Below are 20,593 nucleotides of genomic sequence, written 5' to 3' on the forward strand. Positions count from 1 at the left end.
GTCGCTGCGCCCGGTGACACACCCGATGCGCCCGGCTCGCAGCGACAACCGCCTGAGCTGCGGTGTTGTGCCCACGTTGGTGGTGGCCGTGCGGGTCCCGCGGTGGCGTTGACCTGCACAAACCGCGTTGTCGCGGATAGACATCCCAGCGTTGGAAGAGTCAAGCGGCGGTGGGTTGTCGGTTTGGGCCGCAACCCGGCAAACCGGGCACTGAAGAGCGTCAACGACCAATATCGTCAACCCCAAAAGCCGAAAGCAGCACAAGCGATCTCGATCTCCCTTGCCCTGAACAGCATGCGCCGAACGGCGCCGCCGTCAAGGCCCTACGGCCGCTACGCGGTCGGGCTGCGCCCGAACCTTGACCCCGACGCCGACTTCGACGCCGCCCAGCCAGGACCAGGAAGCTTCAAAACAAGCAAAAACAAACGCAGCCGTGGGGTCTTGACCGCGCGGCCCTCTGCTTCGGGAATGACCTGCAGAAACCCCAGTTGTCGCGGGTACGTTGGAAGAGTCAAGCGGCGGTGAGTTGTCGGTGGGCCCAGGCGGTGTCTTCGTTGTAGAGGGTTTGGTGACGTAGACAACCGTGCAGGATGCCCACGAGGCGGTTACCCAAGGCCCGTAGGGCTTGGTGGTGGGTGTCGCCGGCGGCGCGGTGTTGGTCGTAGTAGGCGCGCACACCGGGACTGCATTGCAGGGCGGCGAACGCCCAGCGGTCGATGGCGTCGTAGAGGCGGTCGTTGCGGACGTAGCGGGCCCGCACGAGTTTTTGTCTTCCCGACGCGACGGTCAACGGTGATGTGCCGGCGTAGTTTTTGCGAGACTTGGCGGTGGTGTAGCGGTTCGGGGCGTCCCCGAACTCACCGAGCACCCGGGCGCTGAGGATGACACCAAGTCCTGGCAGGGAGCGGTAGATGTCGGCGTCCGGGTGCTTTTCACAATGCTCAGCCAGCGTGGTTTCCAACTGGCTGATCTGATCGGTGAGTTCGATCAGCACGTTGACCGTGGCGCTGGTGATGGCGCCGCAGGCCTGTGTGACGGCCTCGGGGGCGGCCAGTTGCTCGGTGCGCAGGGCCGCTTGGATCTGGCGAGCGCGTTCGTCGATGTTGCGTTGGCGCCCACCGGCTTTAAGCGCCGATCCGATTTTGCTAAGACTCAACCGGGCACCTTGTGTGGGGGTGGGAGCTCGGCCCAGCACTGCCAGCGCGTCGCGGTCGCGATCCCGGTCGCCCAGACTGGGCAACGCCTCTAGGGCCGCCGGATAGTACTGCAACAAGTTGGCGCGCAGTGTGGCCGACTGGCGCGCCCGCGTCCAGATCAGGCCCTGATGGGCACGGGCCAGCACCTGGATCGCGTCGCCCTGCGAACTATCGGCGCTGAGTGGGCGGTGGTTGTGGCGGTCGGTGCGGACCAGATCGGCCAGTAACTTCGCATCAGCGGCATCGGATTTCGCGCCCGAAACCCCATGGCGGTCCCGGTACCGGGCCACCGACCTCGGATTGACCGCGTACACCTGATAACCGGCCGCGACCAGCGCACCCACCCACACGCCGCGGTCGGTCTCGATCCCGATGATCACCTCGCCGGGATCGTCGGCATGCTCGGCGAGCAACTCGTGGAACTGCCCGATCCCGGTCAACCCCTCAGGTAATCGCGTTGCGGCCAAACGTGCGCCAGCCTCGTCCATCAGATACACGTCGTGATGGTCTTGGGCCCAGTCATCGCCAACAAACAACATCACCTCACCACCTTCTCCTCACTGGATCGAACTACTCTTTGTTCGAGCCTGAAGCCACCCGGCTGCGGCCTAATGGTCCAGTGCTCGCATGGCACAACATCCCAGTAGCGCTACAACTGACCCACGACCGGACCGGGGCAACGGTCTACGCCGAAGGAATCAATCGTTCCTGGTGGGCAATAGTGCTCACCGGCCGGCGGCTCACCAAATCAGCCTCGCCGATGACCATCCATAAAGCACGGTCAACGACTACAGCCGATCCATTCCCATTAGGTGGGCAGGGAGACCATAGCCTCCGGCACAGGCCAGAGTTGCGGATGTGACTTGAGAGCAATGCAGACAGCTGGAGGAGAAAGTCGCGTCAATTGCAGTCATGGTGCGCGCCAACGTAGTTCGGAGTAGCCCCGGCTCGCTATCGTCGCCTCCAGGTGCGCTTGAAAGACCGGCCCACCAGGAAGACTCCAGCGGCGCGCCGCAGGTCGGGGTTAGTGCACAACTCTCGACGCGTCCCGAAGCAAACTCACAAGTCAGCGGGCTCCAGCGATGCCGAGCCGCGAACCAATGAGCCAAATCGGGTATTAAATTAGCAACGCTGTGCGGTGACGGACCACGCCGAAACGCGGATGAGCCCAGCTCAACTATTCGGAGTGGCCCGGATCGGCATCGCCGGTGACCAACTTCTGCAGTCCCCTTGCCGCGGAATCCAACACGTGCTCGCTGGCCCGCTTGACGACGAAACCTGGTATCGGTCCCGCCGGTTCAACGGTGATGTCAAAACGCACCCGCGCCTTATCGACGCCTTCGGGCTTGACGGTGTACTCGATGTGCTGCCCATGTTGCTGAAAAGTTTGACCGGCGTCCCAGCACACCCAATCCGGGCCCCAGTGATATTCGAGAACCTCTTTATCGGTGAGCCCCAAAATCTTGATGGTGGCCTTCACATGGTGCGGGCGACCGTCAGGGTAATAGTCGATCACTTCCACTTGCTTGTGCAGCGGTGACCAGGACGTCAAGACGCGCGGATCTGCGAGCGCCTCCATGACCTTCTCCGGTGGCGCATCAATGACAATTTCGCGCGAGACTTGTACGGCCACTGAGTTCAACGCTAGCAACGTGACCCGACCGAGGGACGGTGTTCGGCCCGATACTTCAATTACCATCCGATTTCGTTCAAGGGTGTGGTGATAGCCGGCGGCGGCCCAACCGGGCCGGGCGGCGTTCGGGAGAACCGGGGTGCGGGCGCGGCCTGCTCAACGCCATGGGCGGTGATGAGCGTCGATCGCGCCGTCAAATGCTCGTTTGTGGCCGCTTCGCTCCAGGTCAGTACCGGCGTCACGCATGCATCGGTGCCGGCGAAGACCTGGGTCCACTCATCGCGGCTTCGGCTGGCGAACCGTTCGGCGAAGATGTCGTGCATCTTTTGGTACGAGCCGATGTCCAGCTGATTCGGCACGTCGCCGGGCGCCAGACCTAACCCGGCCAGCAACGCCGCGAAGAACTGCGGCTCGATGGCGCCGACGGCCAGGTATTTGCCGTCGGAGGTCTCATAGCAGCGATAGAACGGGGCGCCGCCATCGAGCAGAAAGGATTCGCGCTGATCGCGCAGGCTGCCAATGGCCTTCATCGTCCACATCATCTGGGCCAGCACACTGACTCCGTCGACCATCGCGGCGTCCACAACCTGGCCCTGCCCCGACCGTTCGCGCTCATACAGCGCGACCACGATGCCCAGCAGCACCAGCATGGAACCACCGCCGAAGTCCGCGACCAGGTTCAGCGGCGGCATCGGCGGCCGGTCGGCATAGCCGAGCGCCGACAGCGCGCCGGTCTGCGACAGGTAGTTGATGTCGTGGCCCGCCGTCGGCGCCAACGGTCCGTCCTGTCCCCAACCGGTTATGCGGGCAAAGATCAGTCTCGGGTTGACCGCCGCGCAGTCCTCGGGACCGATCCCGAGCCGCTCGCAGGTGCCGGGCCGAAAGCAGTCCAGCAGCACATCGGCCTTGGCGGCCAGCTCCAGCAGCAGCTCGGGCTGCGTCTTGACGTCCAGGTCGACGATCCGCTTCCCGCGGTGCAGCAGATCGCGATCCTCCGACGGCATCTGCAGGCCGCCCGGCCGGCGCACCCGCACCACGTCGGCACCGAGGTCGGCGAGCACCATCCCGGCATGCGGGCCTGGTCCGATGCCGCCGAGTTCGATGACCCTCACCCCGGCCAGGGGCCCCCCGTTGGTCACTGTGACTAGCCGCCTTTCTTGACCTTCAACACCCGGTTGCGCAGTTCCTTGGTCGCGGAATCGATATTCCCCTTGACAGCCCGCTTGAGCACGAAGCCGGGCAGTGGAACGTTCGGGTCCACGGTGATCTCCATCTTGACCAGGGTGGCCTCGGCCCCCTGTGGCACCAGCGTGTACTTCCCGTCCTGCGACTTCTGCTGGCCGGAGCTGACCAGCGTCCAGGTCACCTCGTTCTCGCCCCACGTGTAGGCCACCACCTGTTCGTCGGTGATACCCGCGGTCTTGACCTTCATCTTCACCTGGCTGGGCCGTCCGTCGTCGCCCCTCTCCAGGATCTGTGCGCTCTGATGGGGCTCGGACCACTCGGGCATCGCTTCGAAATCGGCGATGACGTCCAGGATCTCGGAGGGGCTGGCCTCGATGACGATGTCGCGGGACTCTTTGATTGCCATGGCCCGCACGATATCGAACGGACGCCCCGGCCGGAATACCCGCCGGATGAGCGTACGGTCGTGGTCGTGAGCGATCCCACGAGCCCCCCAACCGAAGTGGCCGTCTACACCGTCGGTGACTATCTTCTCGACCGTCTCGCCGAGCTCGGCGTTACGGAGATCTTCGGTGTTCCCGGCGACTACAACCTGGCTTTCCTCGACCACATCGTCGGCCACCCGGCCATCCGCTGGGTGGGTAACGCCAACGAGCTCAACGCCGGCTACGCCGCCGACGGGTACGGACGCTTACGCGGAATGTCCGCTGTGGTAACAACATTCGGGGTCGGCGAACTTTCGGCGACCAACGCGATCGCGGGAAGCTACGCCGAGCACGTGCCGGTGGTGCACATCGTCGGCGGCCCAACCAAAGACGCCCAGGGCACCCGCCGGGCACTGCACCATTCGCTCGGGGACGGCGATTTCGAGCACTTCGTCCGGATAAGCCGCGAAATCACCTGTGCCCAAGCCAATCTCATGCCGGCAACGGCGTGCAGAGAGATCGACCGGGTGCTGTCCGAGGTGCGGGAGCAGAAACGGCCAGGCTACATCTTGCTGTCTACCGACGTGGCGCGCTTTCCCACCGAGCCGCCCGCGGCGCCGCTCCCCCGCTACAGCGGCGGCACTAGCCCGCGCGCGCTATCCCTGTTCACCGAGGCCGCTGCCAAACTGATCGGCGAGCACCAATTGACCGTGCTAGCCGACTTGCTGGTTCATCGCCTGCAGGCGATCACTGAGCTGGAGGCGTTGCTGGCGGCCGACGTGGTGCCGCACGCCACGCTGATGTGGGGAAAGAGCCTGCTCGACGAGAATTCACCCAACTTTATTGGCATCTACGCCGGAGCGGCCAGCTCCCAGCGGGTGCGCACCGCGATCGAGCAGGCGCCGGTGCTCGTGACGGCCGGGGTGGTGTTCACCGATATGGTCAGCGGCTTCTTCAGCCAGCGGATCAGCCCAGCCCGCACGATCGATATTGGGCAATACCAAAGCAGCGTGGGTGACGAGGTGTTTGCGCCGCTCGAGATGGGCGCGGCGCTTGCTGCGCTGACCGGGATCCTGGTCCGGCGCGGGATAACGTCACCACCGGTGACGTCGCCGCCGGCCGAACCATCGCCGCCAACCCCGGCGCGCGACGAGCCGCTCACCCAGCAGATGGTGTGGGACCGGCTTTGCGAAGCGCTCACGCCGGGAAACGTGGTCCTGGCCGACCAGGGGACGTCGTTCTACGGGATGGCCGACCACCGATTGCCCCACGGAGTCACCTTCATTGGCCAACCACTATGGGGCTCAATCGGTTACACGCTACCCGCCGCACTCGGAGCAGGACTGGCGCATCCGGACCGCAGGACGGTCTTACTGATTGGCGACGGAGCCGCGCAACTGACCGTCCAGGAACTCGGCAGCTTTTCCCGGGAAGGGCTCTGCCCCGTGATCGTGGTGGTCAACAACGACGGCTACACCGTCGAACGGGCGATTCACGGAAAGACGGCCCCCTACAACGACATTGTCGGATGGAGGTGGACCGAGATACCCAACGCGCTGGGGGTGGCCAAGCACCTCGCGTTCCGGGCGCAAACGTATGGCGAACTCGACGACGCATTCACCGCGGCTGCGCAGCATAAGGATTGCATGGTGCTGGTCGAAGTGGTGTTGCCACGGCTCGAGATCCCGCGACTGCTCGGCCAACTCGTTGGATCCATGTCGCCGCCGGGGGCCTAGGTTGCCGAACGTAGACTTGTTGGGCACAAGCGGCCTAATTTTGCCCAACAACTCGACGCTCGACGGTTATTCGATCCTCATCATGTTGAGGAACCGGCCGACGAATAGCGGCGGGTAGGCCCCCACTCCCGCCCCGCTCATCCATTGGGCCGCGGCGTCGGGATGGTCGATCCACTCCCGAGCGCCCTCCTCATCAGGAAATTCCTGCAAGATCAGAACTTCGTGCGCATCGTCGAAAGCCTGGAATACCCAAGTCTTCCGGATGCCGGCGGCGGTGAACCGGTCAATCGCACGTCGGACCTCGGCGGTAAGGTTCAACACGTCGTCGACCGAGGCGAAGGCGGCCACCACGACTCCAGGAACGGCCGAAGTGGTCCGCGGCGCGGCGATGAACCTATCGATGATCTCGCCGGCGAAGACCGCTGGAATATCCTCAACACCAACGGCATCGAACCAGTCGATGAAAACCCGCGAGCGGAGCAACTTCACAATCGGCTCACGACTGTGCACCCCGATCATCACCAGAACGCGGCCGTGGTCATGCGTTGAGGCATAGACAAGAACGTGGTGGGCACCAATGTCGGCGAGAGCCGACCTATTGCGCTCGAGTATCGGCCATACCCGGCTCGGGTCCGGAATCCGATAGTCCGACGCGATCACCATCGAATGAATGTCGCCGTCGGTCACCGCAATCGGTCCTTCATCACTTTCCCGGTGGCATTGAGCGGCAAGTCGTCGAGGAACTCGACCGACCGCGGCGCCTTGAAGCCCGCCATCCGCCGACGGCACCAATCAATCAAGTCATCTTCGGACACCGGCGATTTCGGCACCACGAAGGCTTTGCCCACCTGGCCAAGACGCTCGTCGGGAACTCCGATCACGGCAACTTGGGCAACCGCGGGGTGCTCCATCAGGAAGCCCTCGATCTCCGCGGGGTAGGCGTTGAACCCGCCTACGATGAACATGTCCTTCTTGCGTCCGTTGATTCGCAGTCGACCGGCCGCGTCCAGGCTGCCCAGATCGCCGGTGTGCAACCATCCCTCGTCATCGATCGCCTCCGCGGTGGCAACTGGATCGTCGAGATAACCTTGCATGACACTGTACCCGCGGACCAGCACCTCCCGGTCATCCGCGATGCGCACTTCAACCCCTTCGCAGGGCAGGCCGGCGGTGGTGGCCACGTCCTCTAAGGAATCGCCCGGCCTAGACAGGGTGACGTTGCCGGCCTCGGTGAGCCCGTAGCCGGTCATCAACGTCTGGAACGGCAGCTCGTCATGTATGCGACGGACCAGTTCGACGGCGATGTCGGCGGCGCCGGTCACGCCGGCCCGCAAGGTCGACAGCTTGGACTTGTCGCGGACTGTCAGCAACGAGTGGTACAGCGTTGGCGGGCCGGGCAGCATCGTGATGCGTTCGCGTTCAACGAGATCCACTACCCGATCGAGGTCGAAGACCGCGATCGGCAGCATCGTCGCGCCGCGCACGAAGGACGCGATGAGCCCGGCTTTCAAGCCGAACGTGTGGAAGTACGGGTTGATCTGCAGGTAGCGGTCGCCCTCGCGCAGATCCGCCAGTGTCGCCCACTCGTCGTACATCCGCAGCGTTTGGTGATGATTCATCATCGCGCCCTTTGGGCGGCCGGTAGTGCCGGAGGTGAAGATGATGTCCGAGATGTCGCTACCGCTCACGGCCCGCTCGAACGGCGAACCTCCGGAGAGGAAGGCAGATTTCAGATCGATGACCGGTGTCCCCGCGGGCGCAATGTAGTCCTGGCTCAGAAATCCTTTCTGCACCAATACGGCCTTCGCCCCGCTGCGGACGATGATGTCGTCCGCTTCTTCCGTCTTGAACCGGGTGTTGACCGGCACCAGCACGCCGCCCGCGGTGAGCAACCCGAACGCTGCGACGATCCACTCGGCTGAGTTTGGCGCCCAGATGGCGACCCGGTCACCCTTGTCGATACCGATCGACGCGAACGCGCCTGCGGCACAACGCATTCGCTCGACGACCTCGACGAACGTGAGGCGCAGCCCACCGTCGACAACCGCCTCCGCGTCACCGAAGCGGTCCGCCGCGCTCAAGACCATCTCGGGGATGGTCTCCCATATCCGATTGGCCGGCTCCTCCTCATCGCGCTGCGCGCTCTGCATCGTCACCGCCCGGACGTCATGTCGTGACGAGTCGACCGAGGTTGCCGCCCATGATCTTTGCCTGATCCTCAACCGCCAGGTGCGACAGCGCGTTGACGTAGAACGTCGGCTCGGCCAGCCCCTCGGGGTGCGGCCAGTCCGAGCCGTACAACACCCGATCCACACCGACGAGGTTGACCAGATCGTCGATGCCGTCCTCGAAGAACGGGCTGACATGGATGCGGCTCTTGACCATCTCGACCGGGTCACTCGGGAAGACTTCCGGGGCCTTCCGGTAGACCTCGGCCAGGCCGTCCAGCAGCGGGGTCATCCACTTCGAACCGGCCTCCACGATCGCCACCTTCAGCTTCGGATGACGGTAGAGCGCGCCGTGGATCACCCACGAACCCACCGCATCCTGGATCGGCCGCCACTCGTTGAGGATGCCCATCGCATTGGTTTGGAACGGCAGCATTTCCTGTTCGGCGCCGTCCCACTCGGAGGTGTACCGGGAGTAGCCGCTGTCGCTGGAGTGCATACCGACCAGCACGTCGTGCTCGACGACCCGCTCCCAGAACGGGTCGAACTCGGGTACCGCGAACGACCGGGGCCCCCGGAAGCCGGGGACGGGAGCCGGGCGGACCAGGATGGCGCGGGCGCCGCGCTCGACCGCCCATTCCAGCTCCTCGATCGCCTTCTCGACGATCGGCAGGGTGATGACCGGGGTGGTGAAAATCCGGTTCTGGTAGTTGAAGCCCCAGACCTCATCGAGCCATTCATTCAGTGCATGGATCAGGACATGGATGGCAACCGGGTCGTCGCGCAGCCGTTCCTCGAGCAGGCTGGCCAGCGTCGGAAACATCAGGGTGCGGTCCAGGCCCAACTCGTTCATCTTCTCCAGGCGCGGGCCGGGCTCGAAGAACGCCGGAATCGCGCGCATCGGCTCACCGAACAGCTCGCGCTTGGACTTGCCATCCGGGTTGCCGTACTTGAAGTACTCCTCCCACGCGCCCGGCCGGGCGACGACCTCGAAGGTCGGGTTGGGGATGTAGTTGCTGATGTGGCCGCGGATCGCGATCTTGGTGCGGCCGTTGATCTGCACGTACTGGACGAAGTCCTTGTACTCCTTGGGCAGGAACTTGGTCAGCGCCTCCGGCGGCTCGTAGAGATGGTTGTCCGCGTCAAAGATCGGAAACGGGACGTCCTCCCGGTGTGACAGTTGTCCCATGAAATCCTCCTTCGCATTTTGCGAGAATACTATTCTCTACAGGTGCGCAACCGCAACGTCAGCACGTGGCGATGATCTTGAACGTTGCGGTAGTCGGCTCACTCGGTTTGCCGACCGAGTAGCCCTCCGCAGTACCGGTGATCGTGAATTTGTCGCCGCTCAGGCTCATGGCTGCGTCGCCGCCGCCGCCCCGCGAGTACATGCCGATGAACCCGCCGACATTTTGGATCTGTACGGACTCGGCGGTGGCCCGTTCCGCACGTCCATCCACGACGACGGTGGCCCCGGCAGAGTCGCCGCCAATGTGAATCGTCCGGTACCACTGCACCTGCGTGCACTTGACGACATTGAACTTCGCGTCGGTTCCGTTGACCGTGACAGATGCCGTGCCATTGAGCGGGGTATGCGACGGTGAGACGCAAGCCCCGACGGCAGCGGCAGCGAGCGCGGCAACGGCCGCTGCGATTCGGTTCCGCATCGGGCCGCCTCCATCCTCAGTTAGAAAGTTCTTCGGCCTGCGGCGATGATGTTATTCTCCTAATTAGAGAATGCCAATATCGGCTGTCTTCGTCCTAGGAGCAACGACGCATGATGGACCCGGAGTACAGCGGTGTTTCGCCCGACGAGGCGATAGCATCCCTTGCACAGCTGTGGGTTGCCGACGCACACTGGCGGGCCGCGGAGCGGGTGACGAACCGTCAGCGCCCGGAAGCTAGAGGAGCGACATGATGTACAGGTTGTTGTGCGCGGGCTCGGCGATGTTGCTCGCTGTCTTGGTAGGGGGGGCTGGCTTACTGGCGAGCACCGGACCGGCACACGCCGATGACCCGGTCATGCATCACGTCAAGTACACCATCACCGCAAAGAATCCCATCTACGCCAACATCTATTACATCGATCAAGAACCGACGATCTTCTCCGATTACAGCCACGATCCCTACCGCTTCACCCCGAACGTCCAGGCCGACATCGCCCCGGGCAAACCGTGGAGCTACGAACTGAATTTGGCCAAACCCGAATACTGGGCCATGGTCGTCGTCAACACCGGTCCTGAGCCCAGCACGCCGGAGTTTCATTGCGACCTGTCGGTGGACGGGGCCGTCGTCGTGTCCAAGGACGGGCCCAGGGGCGTGCTCTGCTCGATCCGCAATTGGTGAACCAGCCAGGCCTCTGGTACGCCCGCAATCGGCTGCGGCTCGCCTTCGAGGCGGCGCAGATAACTTTCCACCAGCTCCAAAGTTTCGGCGTGACCGGCCGACATGCCCACCGCCTGCTCCAGCACCAGCATCCGCGACAGGCTGCTCATGAGCACGGTGAACACCACCGGGGGCAGATCCTTGCTTTCCACCCCGTAACGCTGCAGCGCGGCCGTCACCGCTCGCTGCTCTTCCTCGCGGAAACGCTCCGCGTAGTAAGCGATTTCGGCCCGCAATTCCTTTCGGTGATTGGCCAGCGCCATGAATTCCATGGAAATCCGGGTAAACGCGGGATCGGTGCCGAACCGCCACAGCGCCCACAACGGCTGGGCCGATTGCAGCGCCCGCGCCTGCACCTGAAGACCCTCTTCGGCGCGGCGGCGGAAGACCGCGACGAACAACTCCTCCATGGTGCGGAAGTAGTAGTGCACCAGCTGAGGTTTCAGCCCCGCTTTGTTCGCTAGCCGGCGCGACGTCACGGCGGCGTAGCCCTCTTCGACCATCAATTGCTCGGCCGCGTCGAGCAGCAGGCCGCGGTTCTTTGCGTCCGGCGCCCCGATCCTGCGGGCCGATGTCATGTCGCCACTCGCTCTCCAAACCCAATGTCGAACACGCCGATCGTACTGTCGCCCGGGGGGCCGCGACCTTGACCACGACATTAACGTCATGCTAGGCAGGTGCTCAGCACGCTATCGGATTTGGGCGGCAGCAGCTCTCGCCGCCTCGCGGTGGGTTGAGCACCATTCGGCCGGGTCAGCTCCGGGAGGAACGCACGACATGACCAGCACCTACGATTCGATCGACTTCTTCACCGACCCGTCCTTGGTACCGGATCCACACCCCTACTTCGACTACCTGCGCAGCCAGAACCCAGTGCTGCGGCTGCCGCACTACGGGGTCGTCGCCGTCACCGGTCACGAGGAAGCCACCGAGGTATATAAGGACCCCGAAACGTTCTCGAACATCGTCGCGCTGGGAGGCCCGTTCCCGCCGCTGCCGTTCCAACCCGACGGGGACGACATCAGCGCCCAGATCGAGCAACACCGCAGCTACTTTCCGATGTTCGAGCACATGGTCACCATGGATCCGCCGGACCACACGAGGGCACGGTCGGTGCTGAGCAAGCTGCTGACGCCGAGCCGGCTGAAGCAGAACGAGGAGTTCATGTGGCGCCTCGCCGACCGCCAGCTCGACGAGTTCCTCAGCAACGGCGAGTGCGAATTCATCTCCGAATATTCCAAACCCTTTGCCACACTGGTGATCGCCGACCTGCTCGGTGTTCCCCAGGATGACCACAAGGAGTTCCGCACCGTCTTGGGCGCCGATCGCCCCGGACGGGTCGGCGCGCTCGACCACGAGTTCATCGGCATCAACCCGCTGGAATGGCTCGACGAGAAGTTCTGTTCCTACATCGAAGACCGGCGACGCGAGCCGCGCGACGATGTGCTGACCCCGATGGCGACGGCGAAGTACCCCGACGGCTCCACACCCGAGGTCATCGAGGTGGTGCGTACGGCGACATTCCTTTTCGCCGCCGGGCAGGAGACCACGGCCAAGCTGCTCAGCGCCGCGCTACAGGTGCTGGGCGATCGCCCCGACATCCAGCAACAGGTGCGTGATGACCGCAGCCTGATTCCAAACTTCATCGAGGAATCGCTGCGCATCGAAAGTCCCGTCAAGTGCGACTCGCGGCTAGCCCGCCGTGGCACCACAATCGGCGGTGTCGACATCCCTGCCGGCACGGTAGTGATGGTGCTACCCGGCGCGGCCAACCGCGACCCGCGGCGATTCGAGAATCCGCACGAGTTCCGCCTCGACCGCAAGAACGTCCGCGAGCACATGGCTTTCGCCCGCGGCGTGCACTCCTGCCCGGGAGGACCGCTCGCCCGCGTGGAGGGCCGGGTATCCATCGAACGCATGCTGGACCGCATGGCCGACATCAGCATCAGCGAGGTTAAGCACGGACCAAAGGGCGATCGCCGCTACACCTACGAGCCGACGTACATCCTGCGCGGGCTCAGCGAACTCCACCTCACCTTCACGCCGACGGGTTAGGCGAGCGTCAACCCGACTATGTAACAAGCAAAGAGACTCACGCCGATCAGCACGACCCAGGCGTCCGTGAGGCGGCATAGCAAGGCGGGAGCTTGGCGCACTTCCATAAACTCCCGAAAGATGATGCGCACCTTGATAAGAGCGATCACGATCACGCTCGACGTGACCACCACACTAGGTCTCAGCGATCCATCGACCGAGTGGTCAATCCACAGATAGGCCAGCGTGAACCCCGCCAGGATCAGCCAAACCACCAGCAGCCTCTTGTTGAATTTCAACTTCACCGATCACCTCACCATGTACAGCAGCGCGAAAATGAGCACCCAGAGGAAGTCGACGGTATGCCAGTAGGTGGCGCACGTTTCGACCAACTCCTGGGATCGCCGGGCCGGACTGCCGAGCTGATACACGATGACACCGAGGACGACGAAACCAATCAGCAGGTGCACGAAGTGGATTCCGGTGAGGAAGAAGTAGTAGGTGAAGAAGTCGTTGCTGTCCAGCCCATTTCCCGTGCCGACCAACCGGGCCCACTCGAAAACCTTGAAGAACAAGAATATTGCGGCGCATGCGACGGTGATATAGACGTCTCGCAGGGCCGCCCGGTAGGCACCGGCACGCGACGACTGGACACACCGCGCCACCGACCAGGAACTCAGCAGCAAGACCAGGGTGTTGAACACACCGATGCGTAGGTCCAGATGCGCCTGGGAGTGCAGGAACAGCTCAGGGTTTCGGGCGCGATAGAACAGGTAGAAGCCGAAATACCCTGTGAAGACCAAAGTTTCGAACAATACGAAAGCCCACATGTCCGGCTGACCCGGCACGAATGTCGCGCGTTTGTTCTCATCTGCGAGGTCGGTCATGATGCGGTCGCCGCCCGCTTCCGCGCCAGGTCGAGCTTGGCTATCGGGAGGGGCCCGGTACCAAAGTCTTCGCGCCGGATCATCTGAGAGAGCATGACGATAAACGTGACTTGGTAAATGCCGAACACGACCATGTTCAGCCACCACGCGATCTGCCCATTCCAGGCCAGTACGCCGCGCTGGAAGATCCAGCAGGGCGCCACGACGACCTCGGTAAGCGCGTTACACAGGTTGAGGTAGCCGAACCATTTGGGAAAAACCCGATTCTTGTCGATCAGAATCGCGAGCATCCAGATCAGCGAGCCAATCAGGAAGACGCCCATGGTGCCGTCGAAAGACAGGAAGGCGAAGTCGTAGAGCCAACCGATCGCCTCGGGATCCCGCTCGGGACGCAGCGTCCCGACGATCAGCGCGATGCACAGGAGCAGCAGGCCGGGAACCGCGCTGAGCGAGTAGATGAGCAGATACGTATACCCGAAAGCGCGGCTGACCGACATGCGGCGCATCGAATACGCAATGAGCGCATTGTTTACCGCAGTCATGCCGGTGATGGCGAATACGACGCCTAAGCCAATCGGTATTCCCAGCTGTCGTTCATGGAACCATCCGACCTGCGTCGCGAGGTCCCAGGTGGGTTGCGGCGGGGGCTGGACTTGCGCTACCACGAAGACCATCGCAAAGAAGAGGTTGTAGAAGACGACCATGATCCACCACGCCACCCACAGTTCGCGCTTGGGGTTGTGCCGCAGGTGCCAGGCAATCCGGCGATGCAACCAGCCGGAGGGAGGCCCAGCCTCGGAGTTGCTGCCCGACTCCGGCTGAGTCATCACGGTACTCATACTCTGTCCAGTTCTCCTGCGCGCCTTGTGATCTCGGCGCGCTCCCGATACACCGCGCGGCCCAGGACGACGCCCATCACGACCACCCACACACCGATGGCGACATTCTTCAACCAGAACGACAACCCACCGTCCCACGCCAGCGGGCCGGACAACGACACGCCGACGAATGCTGCCGGCACCAGAGCCGCCGCAACGAACAGGTTGAAGTGGGCCACCCAGTGCGGCAGTACGAGGTTTGCAGGATCGTCGAAATAGATTGCCAGGGCAAGGATCACGCTTTGTCCGATCAAAAACGGAACCAAGATCGTGAAGGTGATCCAGGCGAAATCGTTGAGCAACTGCGTCAGCTCCGGACTTCGTTCCGGGCGAAAGGCGGCTAGCAGCCAGCAGACATTGGCGATGAGAAACAAGGTGGGACCGCCGGCCACGCAACCCAGCATCGCGTAGGAGAAGATCGGCGTGCGATGGGCCATCCTCCGGATCTGCATCACGATCAGCGTCAGAATCGGGATGAGGCTCGCGCCGAACCAGTTGAACAGGATCATGCTGGAACGGACGCCCGACGGGTTTTCCCGGTAGAACGCCGCGACCTGCTCCGCCGACATCGTCGGCGACATGGGCGGTATAAAGCCGGGAAACAGAAAAAACGCCGCGATCCAGATCAGCACCCCCGGGGGCAGCGTCCATAGCAGGATCAGCTCACCATCGATTCGCCTCGGCGCGACGCGCGCCTCGCCGTCTTCAGACATCGGTGACTCCCTCCGGCGCTGTGATCAACCGTCCGTGAGCCGAAAGTAGCCGATCGGCTAGGGACGGTCAATAGCCGATCGGCTAGGCTCTCGGTGTGGTTCCGAACCAGACCCGGAGCAAGTTCAGATTCGTCACGCGCAGCCCCGCACAGACGCGCATCCTGGACGCCGCGCTGAAACTGATCGCCGAGCACGGTGTCGGCGGCACCTCGCTGCAGATGATCGCCGACGCCATCGGGGTCACGAAGGCTGCTGTCTACCACCAGTTCAAGACGAAGGAGCAGATCGTCGTTGCGCTTACGGAACGCGAACTGGGCGGTCTGGAGGAGGCGCTGGAGGCCGCCGAGGCCCACGACGATTTCCCCCGGGCACGCGAGGTCTTGCTGGGCCGGGTCATCGACATGGCCATTGAGCGTCGCGGCGCGGCGAGCACCCTGCAGTTCGATCCGGTCATTGTGCGGCTACTCGCCGAGCAGGAACAGTTCCAGCACTTTATTCGGCGGCTCTATGGTGTGCTGGTCGACGACGCGTCCGCGGACGCCCGGGTCTCGGCGGCGGTCCTCTCGGGCGCCATCGCCGTCGGCGTCATGCATCCCCTGGTCGCCGATGTGGACGACAACACGTTGCGTGCGCAGCTGCTGCGGATCACCCACCGCCTGATCGGTGCGCCCGAGGCGTAGGTTTCGCCACGGATCCAACCGGCCGCTCGACGACATTCGGATGCCGGAGTGGCCAGCAGCCTGGTGATAACGTGGTTCTCCGTGCACGAACCAACGCGACCGGGGGGTCAACTTGCCGTCGTGGCGGCGTCCACCGGGAGCGCCTGACCCCGACGCCGAGGACGACTCAGGCCGCGAGGAAGCACCCCGTTCGGTCGCCGAGGCAGAGGAAGAAGTCGCCAGGGCGGAGGCCCGGGCCGACGAGGCCCGTGCCCGTCTAGCGCGGCTGCAGCAAGCCTGGGCCCTGGAGAGCCCGGGCGCAGACGACACCGACAAGATCTACGCGGGCGACGCCGACGAGTTCGGGCCACTGTCCGAGATGCCTTATCGCCGGCAGTTGCCCAAGTTCCAGCGTCCCGGACCTAAAGCGATCGCACTCGCGGCGGCATTCGGGGTCATCGGCGCCTCGCTCGGCGGGAGCGTGTTCATGGAGCTGGAGCATCGCGCTCTCGTGCGTGAACAGCACCGCGCCGCCGAGTTCGCCGCGGCCGCGCGTGAGGGGGTCACGAAACTGATGTCGATTAACGCCAATCACGCCAGGGAGGACATCCAGCGCGCCCTCGACGACTCGACCGGAGATCTCAGGGACCAATTACTGCGCACCGGAGTTGCCCTGGCCCAGCAGGTGGAGGAGTCGCAGATCAGCACCAGGGTCATCGTGGACGCTACCGCCGTCGAATCGACGACCAATGACTCGGGAATCGTCCTTGTCGCGGCGAGGTCCGACAATCTCTATCCCGACGACGCAAACCGACCAATGAAGTCGTGGCGGATCAGCGTGCATCTCAGCCGCGAGGGCGGCCAGCTCAGGATGGCGAAAGTCGAGTTCCTGCAATGACAATCGAGCAACCCGGCGGTCCAGCGCGTCCGCCCAGAACGGCCGTGATCGAAGGTTGGATGCACTGGTGTGTGGCATATTGGCGGCCAATTCTGGTGACCACGTTGGTCATTGGCGCGCTGGGACTTGTCGGAGGCACATACTTCTACCGGTACAGTCCCGATCGGCGGATCGGCGATGCGGCGGCCCAACAGGCAATCCGGGCGGCCGCGGACGGCACCGTGGCAATGCTGTCATATTCCCCAGAGAGCCTGGATCAGGATTTCGCCCGGGCGAGGTTGTATCTCACCGGCGACTTGCTGGCGGACTACACCAAGTCCAGCGAGCAGATCATTGGTCCGGCGGCCAAGGCGAAGCAAATGGCGGCTTCCGCCAAGGTGGTTCGCGCCGCTGTATCGGAGCTACACCAGAATTTGGCCGTCGTCCTCGTGTTCGTCAACCAGAGCACCATCACCAACGACGAGCCCCAAGCTACGGTGACTGACAGCAGCGCCCTGGTCACTCTGGCGAAGATCAACGGCTCCTGGCTGATCGCCAAATTCGATCGCCTTTGACGCCCAGCACTCCGCCGAAACTCAACCCATGCACACTCGTCTCGGCGTGTCGCGTGCGTGGTGTGAGTGTCGCGGGTGAATCTGACCATGCCGTAGCTGGCGCGAATCGCCCAGGTCGGTCCACCTCCCCGAAGGCCTCGATGGTGCGCTCCAGGACCGGATTTGGTGCACACTTTTCGAACAGTCATGAAACGAAACCGCAGATGGGAAGCCAAGTCAGGTTTGATGGCATCGCCTTTGATGCCACCGTTCCTAGGTGTCGGCGCGGACCCAGCTCATCATGCCGTCGTGGGCAAAGCAGATCAGAAACAGACCATCGGGCGCCTGCGCGACGTAGTTCTGGTAGTTCTGGCACGCCGCGCCTTCCTCCTTGACTCCCGCCATTGGAGGTGACCGGAACCATCGCGGCTGGTATCTCCTCGGCGAGCCGCAGAACATCAGCCGTCCGGGCTGCCCGGCGGGGGGAACGACACTGTCGTCGACACCGAAGGCGTAGTAGGTGGTGTTGTCACACGGCGCGCCTAGAACCTGATGCGGCATGATGCCGGGGGTACAGGCGGGGTAGTCGCAGACGGTCGGCTCGGCGAGGGACGGCGGCGCCGCCAGCACACCCGTGCCGAGTAGCGCGGCAACTGTTGCCACGATGAATCGCACCCCATTACTTTGCCACATCTAAAAAGGAGCTGAAAAGAAAATTCTCCTAATTGGAGAAGATCACCAGAGCCAATATCCACCCACGCCGGATTGCGTCCGAACCGCACCCGCCTAACGGCCTGACGAGCGAGCATTTCCGCATGTAGAACCGCTAATGCAGCCGCCCGAGGACAGCGTTGAGCCCCGGCCGAAAGTGATAAGCTGTTTCTCCGTGCATGATCCGGAGGGGCCCGACGTCGACGATTCTGATGACCCGACGGACGGCGCCGTAGCTCCCGTTTCGGAGGCGGACGCAGAAGACGAAGTTGCCAGGGCTGAGACGCGCGCGGAGGCGGCTCGGGCACGCCTTTCAAGGCTGCGCGCGGCAGCCGAAACAGGCTCCGAAACAGGGAAAGCCGACGACGACGCCGCTTCCCGGGATGGCGCGCGGCGCCGCACAAAGGAGACCCGGGCACGACTGGCGCGACTAGGGTTGCCGCGGCGTCCGGGTCGACCGGGGTGGCTTCGACGCCCAGGGCGGAGAACAATGGCCGCTGGCGTCGGCATCGTGCTGGTCTCCGCTTCCGTCGGCGCGAGCGCTTACATGGTGTGGCAGCACCGAACTACCGGGCACAAACGGCAGCTCGCCGCTGAGTTCAGCGCAGCAGCCCGGCACGGGGTCACGCTGCTGATGTCGATTGACGCCAACCATGCCAAGGAAGACATCCAGCGCATCCTCGACGACTCTACGGGCGACTTCAAGAGCCAGCTGTCAGTGATGTCAGGCCTGATGGCCGCGCAGGCGGGGGAATCGAAGGCAAGCAGCAAGGCCACTGTGGAAGCCGTTGCCGTCGAGTCGTTGAGTGATGATTCGGCGGTCGTGCTCGTCGCGGCGAGATCCGATATCACCACTGCAGACAACACGACTCGGCCACCTATCGTGTGGCGAATCAGCGTCGGCATCATGCGGGACGGCGGTCAGCTCAAAATGTCGAAAGTCGATTTCCTGCAATGACTGTCGAGCAATGTTCGTCTCTGGATAGCACGGAAACCACACCGTCCGACGAGGTGGGACCGCCAGTCAAGCGCTGGGTCCGCCGGTGTTTGACAAAGTGGCGTTCGATAGTCGCGACAGGGGTGGTCCTTTCCGCGGTGGGCGTCACTGCCGGCCTGTTCTTCATTCTGTACCGGCCGGATCAGCAAGTCGGCGACGCGGCGGCACACCAGGCAATCCAAGCGGCATCAGACGGTGCCGTGGCGGTGCTGTCGTACTCTCCCGACAACCTGGACCGTGATATCGCCAAGGCGAAGTCATATCTCACCGGTGACTTCCTCGCCTACTACACCAAGTTCTCAGAGCAGATCGCTGCGATGGCACTGCAAAAGCGAGTCACGCAGACAGCCAAGGTGATTCGAGCCGCCGTTTCAGAGTTGCACCCGAATTCAGCCGTTGTGTTGGTGTTCATCAACCAGACCGCCACAAGCAAAGAGAAGCCGGAACCGCAGACAACCGCGAGCATCGCCCAGGTGACGTTGGCCAAGGTCAACGGTTCCTGGCTGATCTCGAAATTGGATCCGCTTGCGTGACTTCTGCTTTTGGTGCGTCAATGTCCTTGTCCGCGTGGCTGATAGGCCACAAAACACCGCACTCGGGTAGCGGCGTCGTCCGGATTGACTCCCATACCCACCAAAATCTGAACTATTTGGGCCGGGGGAACACCGCCATCGAAATCCGTCTGGATCACATGGACGCTGGGAAACCAATTTTCCGCACTTACCCCCGGCGGCGGTGGCTTTGCGTCGCCTCCGAGGCACTGAACGTATCCATTGATGCCCGTGTCGGCGTGAGCGGACGACGCCTCCACCAGCACGACCGGGGCCATGAGCAGGACGCCGACACACATGGAACGCATACGCATAAATGCCCAGCCTATCGCCATGGGTGTAAGGCGACATAGACCTTCAACCTGACCTACTACCGCGGTATTATTCTCATCGCGCGAGAACGCCGCAACCGATGCCGCAAGCTGCCATAGGCACTGTCGGATCATTCGCGCCGAGGAGCACATGATGCGTTCAGTTCAAACACTCACCACCGCAACGCTGGTCGCTGCCACGGTATTCGGCGGTTTGGGCTCGGCGCTGGATCCGTCCCTAGCCCGGGCAACAACGAAGGAAGAAGTGGCGATCAACGGGACTTTCCGTGCCACGTCAGTTGGCGATTACGCCCAGAGAAATGACCAGTACTTCGGCGAGCCGACGGTCTACCAAACATGGACCATCAGTTCGACGTGCGAGACATTCCAGGAATGCCACGGCATGGTGACCAGCGACCAGGGATGGAGCGCTGGCCTATATATGAACGATGGGCAGATGTGGAAGGTTAAACGGTCTATACCGGATTGGGAGCGGTGCGAGGACGGTACCGCGTTCCCCGGACAGCAGACCTTCTATTTCTATCCCGTAAACGAATACGGTGGATATCAACTCGGGTCGTCGACCATGGCCGGAAAGGACAAGACGGTCGGCCCGTCCGGTGCCTGCGGACAAAACCAATGGCTTGATATCGCGATGCCGTTCCGCCTGGACAGAATCGGCTGACCGAGCAC

24 protein-coding genes and 1 pseudogene are annotated in these 20,593 nt (G+C 63.2%); 10 read left to right on the forward strand and 15 right to left on the reverse strand.

Annotation, left to right across the window (positions count from 1 at the left end):
* Positions 1-511: 511 nt before the first annotated feature.
* From AADZ78_RS22830 to AADZ78_RS22845, 4 genes are all read right to left on the reverse strand, one after another.
* Entirely contained in the window at positions 512-1,735 is a 1,224-nt protein-coding gene (locus AADZ78_RS22830; RefSeq protein WP_204800883.1) for an IS110 family transposase, read from the reverse strand.
* Between the two features lie 638 nt (positions 1,736-2,373).
* Positions 2,374-2,829 (reverse strand): SRPBCC family protein, encoded by a 456-nt coding sequence (locus AADZ78_RS22835; protein WP_139828723.1) that lies wholly within the window; start codon positions 2,827-2,829, stop codon positions 2,374-2,376.
* A 59-nt stretch (positions 2,830-2,888) separates the two neighbouring features.
* A complete protein-coding gene (locus AADZ78_RS22840) occupies positions 2,889-3,968 on the reverse strand; it encodes a CaiB/BaiF CoA transferase family protein (protein ID WP_085250701.1) in 1,080 nt (359 codons plus the stop codon).
* A 5-nt stretch (positions 3,969-3,973) separates the two neighbouring features.
* Positions 3,974-4,420, reverse strand: a complete 447-nt coding sequence (locus AADZ78_RS22845) for an SRPBCC family protein (RefSeq protein ID WP_085250700.1) — start codon at positions 4,418-4,420, stop codon at positions 3,974-3,976.
* Between the two features lie 66 nt (positions 4,421-4,486).
* Here AADZ78_RS22845 and AADZ78_RS22850 point away from each other — a divergent pair, with 66 nt between their 5' ends.
* Positions 4,487-6,175: an alpha-keto acid decarboxylase family protein gene (locus AADZ78_RS22850; protein ID WP_139828722.1), complete on the forward strand. Its 1,689-nt coding sequence runs from the start codon at positions 4,487-4,489 to the stop codon at positions 6,173-6,175.
* A gap of 66 nt (positions 6,176-6,241) precedes the next feature.
* Here the strand turns inward: AADZ78_RS22850 and AADZ78_RS22855 are convergent, their stop codons facing one another.
* From AADZ78_RS22855 to AADZ78_RS22870, 4 genes are read right to left on the reverse strand one after another with little or no spacing between them, the layout of a single operon-like run.
* Positions 6,242-6,862 (reverse strand): fatty-acid--CoA ligase, encoded by a 621-nt coding sequence (locus AADZ78_RS22855; RefSeq protein WP_085250698.1) that lies wholly within the window; start codon positions 6,860-6,862, stop codon positions 6,242-6,244.
* Positions 6,859-8,325, reverse strand: a complete 1,467-nt coding sequence (locus AADZ78_RS22860; RefSeq protein WP_085250728.1) for a FadD3 family acyl-CoA ligase — start codon at positions 8,323-8,325, stop codon at positions 6,859-6,861. Before AADZ78_RS22860 ends, AADZ78_RS22855 begins: the two co-directional genes overlap by 4 nt.
* 16 nt (positions 8,326-8,341) lie before the next feature.
* Entirely contained in the window at positions 8,342-9,532 is a 1,191-nt protein-coding gene (locus tag AADZ78_RS22865; protein ID WP_085250697.1) for an amidohydrolase family protein, read from the reverse strand.
* Positions 9,533-9,590: 58 nt separating this feature from the next.
* Positions 9,591-10,010 (reverse strand): lipoprotein LpqH, encoded by a 420-nt coding sequence (locus AADZ78_RS22870; RefSeq protein ID WP_085250696.1) that lies wholly within the window; start codon positions 10,008-10,010, stop codon positions 9,591-9,593.
* 131 nt (positions 10,011-10,141) lie between these two features.
* Here AADZ78_RS22870 and AADZ78_RS29280 point away from each other — a divergent pair.
* Positions 10,142-10,261 (forward strand): annotated as a pseudogene (locus AADZ78_RS29280) (enoyl-CoA hydratase/isomerase family protein); the annotation flags it as partial.
* A 29-nt stretch (positions 10,262-10,290) separates the two neighbouring features.
* Positions 10,291-10,689: a hypothetical protein gene (locus tag AADZ78_RS22875; RefSeq protein WP_085250727.1), complete on the forward strand. Its 399-nt coding sequence runs from the start codon at positions 10,291-10,293 to the stop codon at positions 10,687-10,689.
* Here the strand turns inward: AADZ78_RS22875 and AADZ78_RS22880 are convergent.
* A complete protein-coding gene (locus AADZ78_RS22880) occupies positions 10,605-11,306 on the reverse strand; it encodes a TetR/AcrR family transcriptional regulator (protein ID WP_085250695.1) in 702 nt (233 codons plus the stop codon). The two genes, AADZ78_RS22875 and AADZ78_RS22880, sit on opposite strands and share 85 nt — an antisense overlap.
* Positions 11,307-11,505: 199 nt before the next feature.
* Between AADZ78_RS22880 and AADZ78_RS22885 the strand changes: the two genes are divergently transcribed.
* Positions 11,506-12,783: a cytochrome P450 gene (locus AADZ78_RS22885; protein WP_085250694.1), complete on the forward strand. Its 1,278-nt coding sequence runs from the start codon at positions 11,506-11,508 to the stop codon at positions 12,781-12,783.
* Here the strand turns inward: AADZ78_RS22885 and AADZ78_RS22890 are convergent.
* Genes AADZ78_RS22890 through AADZ78_RS22905 form a run of 4 tightly spaced genes read right to left on the reverse strand, consistent with a single transcriptional unit; the run spans position 12,780 to position 15,240 of the window.
* On the reverse strand, positions 12,780-13,067 hold the full coding sequence (locus AADZ78_RS22890) for a cytochrome C oxidase subunit IV family protein (protein WP_085250693.1): 288 nt from the start codon (positions 13,065-13,067) through the stop codon (positions 12,780-12,782). The two genes, AADZ78_RS22885 and AADZ78_RS22890, sit on opposite strands and share 4 nt — an antisense overlap.
* A gap of 3 nt (positions 13,068-13,070) precedes the next feature.
* A complete protein-coding gene (locus tag AADZ78_RS22895) occupies positions 13,071-13,649 on the reverse strand; it encodes a cytochrome c oxidase subunit 3 family protein (RefSeq protein ID WP_085250692.1) in 579 nt (192 codons plus the stop codon).
* Positions 13,646-14,488 carry a hypothetical protein gene (locus AADZ78_RS22900; protein ID WP_085250691.1) on the reverse strand — a complete coding sequence of 281 codons (843 nt, stop codon included), beginning with the start codon at positions 14,486-14,488 and terminating at the stop codon, positions 13,646-13,648. The genes AADZ78_RS22895 and AADZ78_RS22900 overlap by 4 nt, the downstream gene beginning before the upstream one ends.
* Positions 14,485-15,240, reverse strand: coding sequence for a hypothetical protein (locus AADZ78_RS22905; RefSeq protein WP_085250690.1), 756 nt, complete (start codon positions 15,238-15,240; stop codon positions 14,485-14,487). Before AADZ78_RS22905 ends, AADZ78_RS22900 begins: the two co-directional genes overlap by 4 nt.
* Before the next feature lie 95 nt (positions 15,241-15,335).
* On the opposite strand from AADZ78_RS22905, the gene AADZ78_RS22910 reads away from it, so the two are divergent.
* The 3 genes from AADZ78_RS22910 to AADZ78_RS22920 all read left to right on the forward strand — a co-directional run bounded on the left by AADZ78_RS22910 (position 15,336) and on the right by AADZ78_RS22920 (position 17,351).
* Entirely contained in the window at positions 15,336-15,920 is a 585-nt protein-coding gene (locus AADZ78_RS22910) for a TetR/AcrR family transcriptional regulator (RefSeq protein ID WP_085250689.1), read from the forward strand.
* 112 nt (positions 15,921-16,032) lie between these two features.
* Positions 16,033-16,797: a hypothetical protein gene (locus AADZ78_RS22915; protein ID WP_085250688.1), complete on the forward strand. Its 765-nt coding sequence runs from the start codon at positions 16,033-16,035 to the stop codon at positions 16,795-16,797.
* Positions 16,794-17,351, forward strand: coding sequence for a hypothetical protein (locus tag AADZ78_RS22920; RefSeq protein WP_239655055.1), 558 nt, complete (start codon positions 16,794-16,796; stop codon positions 17,349-17,351). Before AADZ78_RS22915 ends, AADZ78_RS22920 begins: the two co-directional genes overlap by 4 nt.
* 252 nt (positions 17,352-17,603) lie before the next feature.
* Here AADZ78_RS22920 and AADZ78_RS22925 read toward each other — a convergent pair whose 3' ends face one another.
* A complete protein-coding gene (locus tag AADZ78_RS22925) occupies positions 17,604-18,023 on the reverse strand; it encodes a hypothetical protein (protein WP_085250686.1) in 420 nt (139 codons plus the stop codon).
* A 193-nt stretch (positions 18,024-18,216) separates the two neighbouring features.
* Between AADZ78_RS22925 and AADZ78_RS22930 the strand changes: the two genes are divergently transcribed.
* The gene (locus AADZ78_RS22930) at positions 18,217-18,999 is read left to right on the forward strand and encodes a hypothetical protein (RefSeq protein ID WP_085250726.1); all 783 of its coding nucleotides are present in this window, start codon (positions 18,217-18,219) and stop codon (positions 18,997-18,999) included.
* Positions 18,996-19,571, forward strand: a complete 576-nt coding sequence (locus AADZ78_RS22935) for a hypothetical protein (protein WP_085250685.1) — start codon at positions 18,996-18,998, stop codon at positions 19,569-19,571. The genes AADZ78_RS22930 and AADZ78_RS22935 overlap by 4 nt, the downstream gene beginning before the upstream one ends.
* 17 nt (positions 19,572-19,588) lie before the next feature.
* On the opposite strand, the gene AADZ78_RS22940 is transcribed toward AADZ78_RS22935, so the two are convergent.
* Entirely contained in the window at positions 19,589-19,897 is a 309-nt protein-coding gene (locus AADZ78_RS22940) for a hypothetical protein (protein WP_085250684.1), read from the reverse strand.
* A 157-nt stretch (positions 19,898-20,054) separates the two neighbouring features.
* Here AADZ78_RS22940 and AADZ78_RS22945 point away from each other — a divergent pair, with 157 nt between their 5' ends.
* A complete protein-coding gene (locus AADZ78_RS22945; RefSeq protein WP_085250725.1) occupies positions 20,055-20,585 on the forward strand; it encodes a hypothetical protein in 531 nt (176 codons plus the stop codon).
* Positions 20,586-20,593 lie beyond the last annotated feature (8 nt).

The organism is Mycobacterium riyadhense, from assembly GCF_963853645.1.
GTDB classification, from domain to species: Bacteria; Actinomycetota; Actinomycetes; order Mycobacteriales; family Mycobacteriaceae; genus Mycobacterium; species Mycobacterium riyadhense.

What these genes read in the sequence shown, in the direction of transcription:
- AADZ78_RS22830 (WP_204800883.1), bottom strand. Translation starts at nt 1,735, where the DNA reads ATGTTGTTTGTTGGCGATGACTGGGCCCAAGACCATCACGACGTGTAT.
- AADZ78_RS22845 (WP_085250700.1), bottom strand. Translation starts at nt 4,420, where the DNA reads ATGGCAATCAAAGAGTCCCGCGACATCGTCATCGAGGCCAGCCCCTCC.
- AADZ78_RS22860 (WP_085250728.1), bottom strand. Translation starts at nt 8,325, where the DNA reads ATGCAGAGCGCGCAGCGCGATGAGGAGGAGCCGGCCAATCGGATATGG.
- AADZ78_RS22865 (WP_085250697.1), bottom strand. Translation starts at nt 9,532, where the DNA reads ATGGGACAACTGTCACACCGGGAGGACGTCCCGTTTCCGATCTTTGAC.
- AADZ78_RS22870 (WP_085250696.1), bottom strand. Translation starts at nt 10,010, where the DNA reads ATGCGGAACCGAATCGCAGCGGCCGTTGCCGCGCTCGCTGCCGCTGCC.
- AADZ78_RS22875 (WP_085250727.1), top strand. Translation starts at nt 10,291, where the DNA reads ATGTTGCTCGCTGTCTTGGTAGGGGGGGCTGGCTTACTGGCGAGCACC.
- AADZ78_RS22880 (WP_085250695.1), bottom strand. Translation starts at nt 11,306, where the DNA reads ATGACATCGGCCCGCAGGATCGGGGCGCCGGACGCAAAGAACCGCGGC.
- AADZ78_RS22885 (WP_085250694.1), top strand. Translation starts at nt 11,506, where the DNA reads ATGACCAGCACCTACGATTCGATCGACTTCTTCACCGACCCGTCCTTG.
- AADZ78_RS22895 (WP_085250692.1), bottom strand. Translation starts at nt 13,649, where the DNA reads ATGACCGACCTCGCAGATGAGAACAAACGCGCGACATTCGTGCCGGGT.
- AADZ78_RS22900 (WP_085250691.1), bottom strand. Translation starts at nt 14,488, where the DNA reads ATGAGTACCGTGATGACTCAGCCGGAGTCGGGCAGCAACTCCGAGGCT.
- AADZ78_RS22905 (WP_085250690.1), bottom strand. Translation starts at nt 15,240, where the DNA reads ATGTCTGAAGACGGCGAGGCGCGCGTCGCGCCGAGGCGAATCGATGGT.
- AADZ78_RS22920 (WP_239655055.1), top strand. Translation starts at nt 16,794, where the DNA reads ATGACAATCGAGCAACCCGGCGGTCCAGCGCGTCCGCCCAGAACGGCC.
- AADZ78_RS22925 (WP_085250686.1), bottom strand. Translation starts at nt 18,023, where the DNA reads ATGTGGCAAAGTAATGGGGTGCGATTCATCGTGGCAACAGTTGCCGCG.
- AADZ78_RS22935 (WP_085250685.1), top strand. Translation starts at nt 18,996, where the DNA reads ATGACTGTCGAGCAATGTTCGTCTCTGGATAGCACGGAAACCACACCG.
- AADZ78_RS22940 (WP_085250684.1), bottom strand. Translation starts at nt 19,897, where the DNA reads ATGCGTTCCATGTGTGTCGGCGTCCTGCTCATGGCCCCGGTCGTGCTG.
- AADZ78_RS22945 (WP_085250725.1), top strand. Translation starts at nt 20,055, where the DNA reads ATGCGTTCAGTTCAAACACTCACCACCGCAACGCTGGTCGCTGCCACG.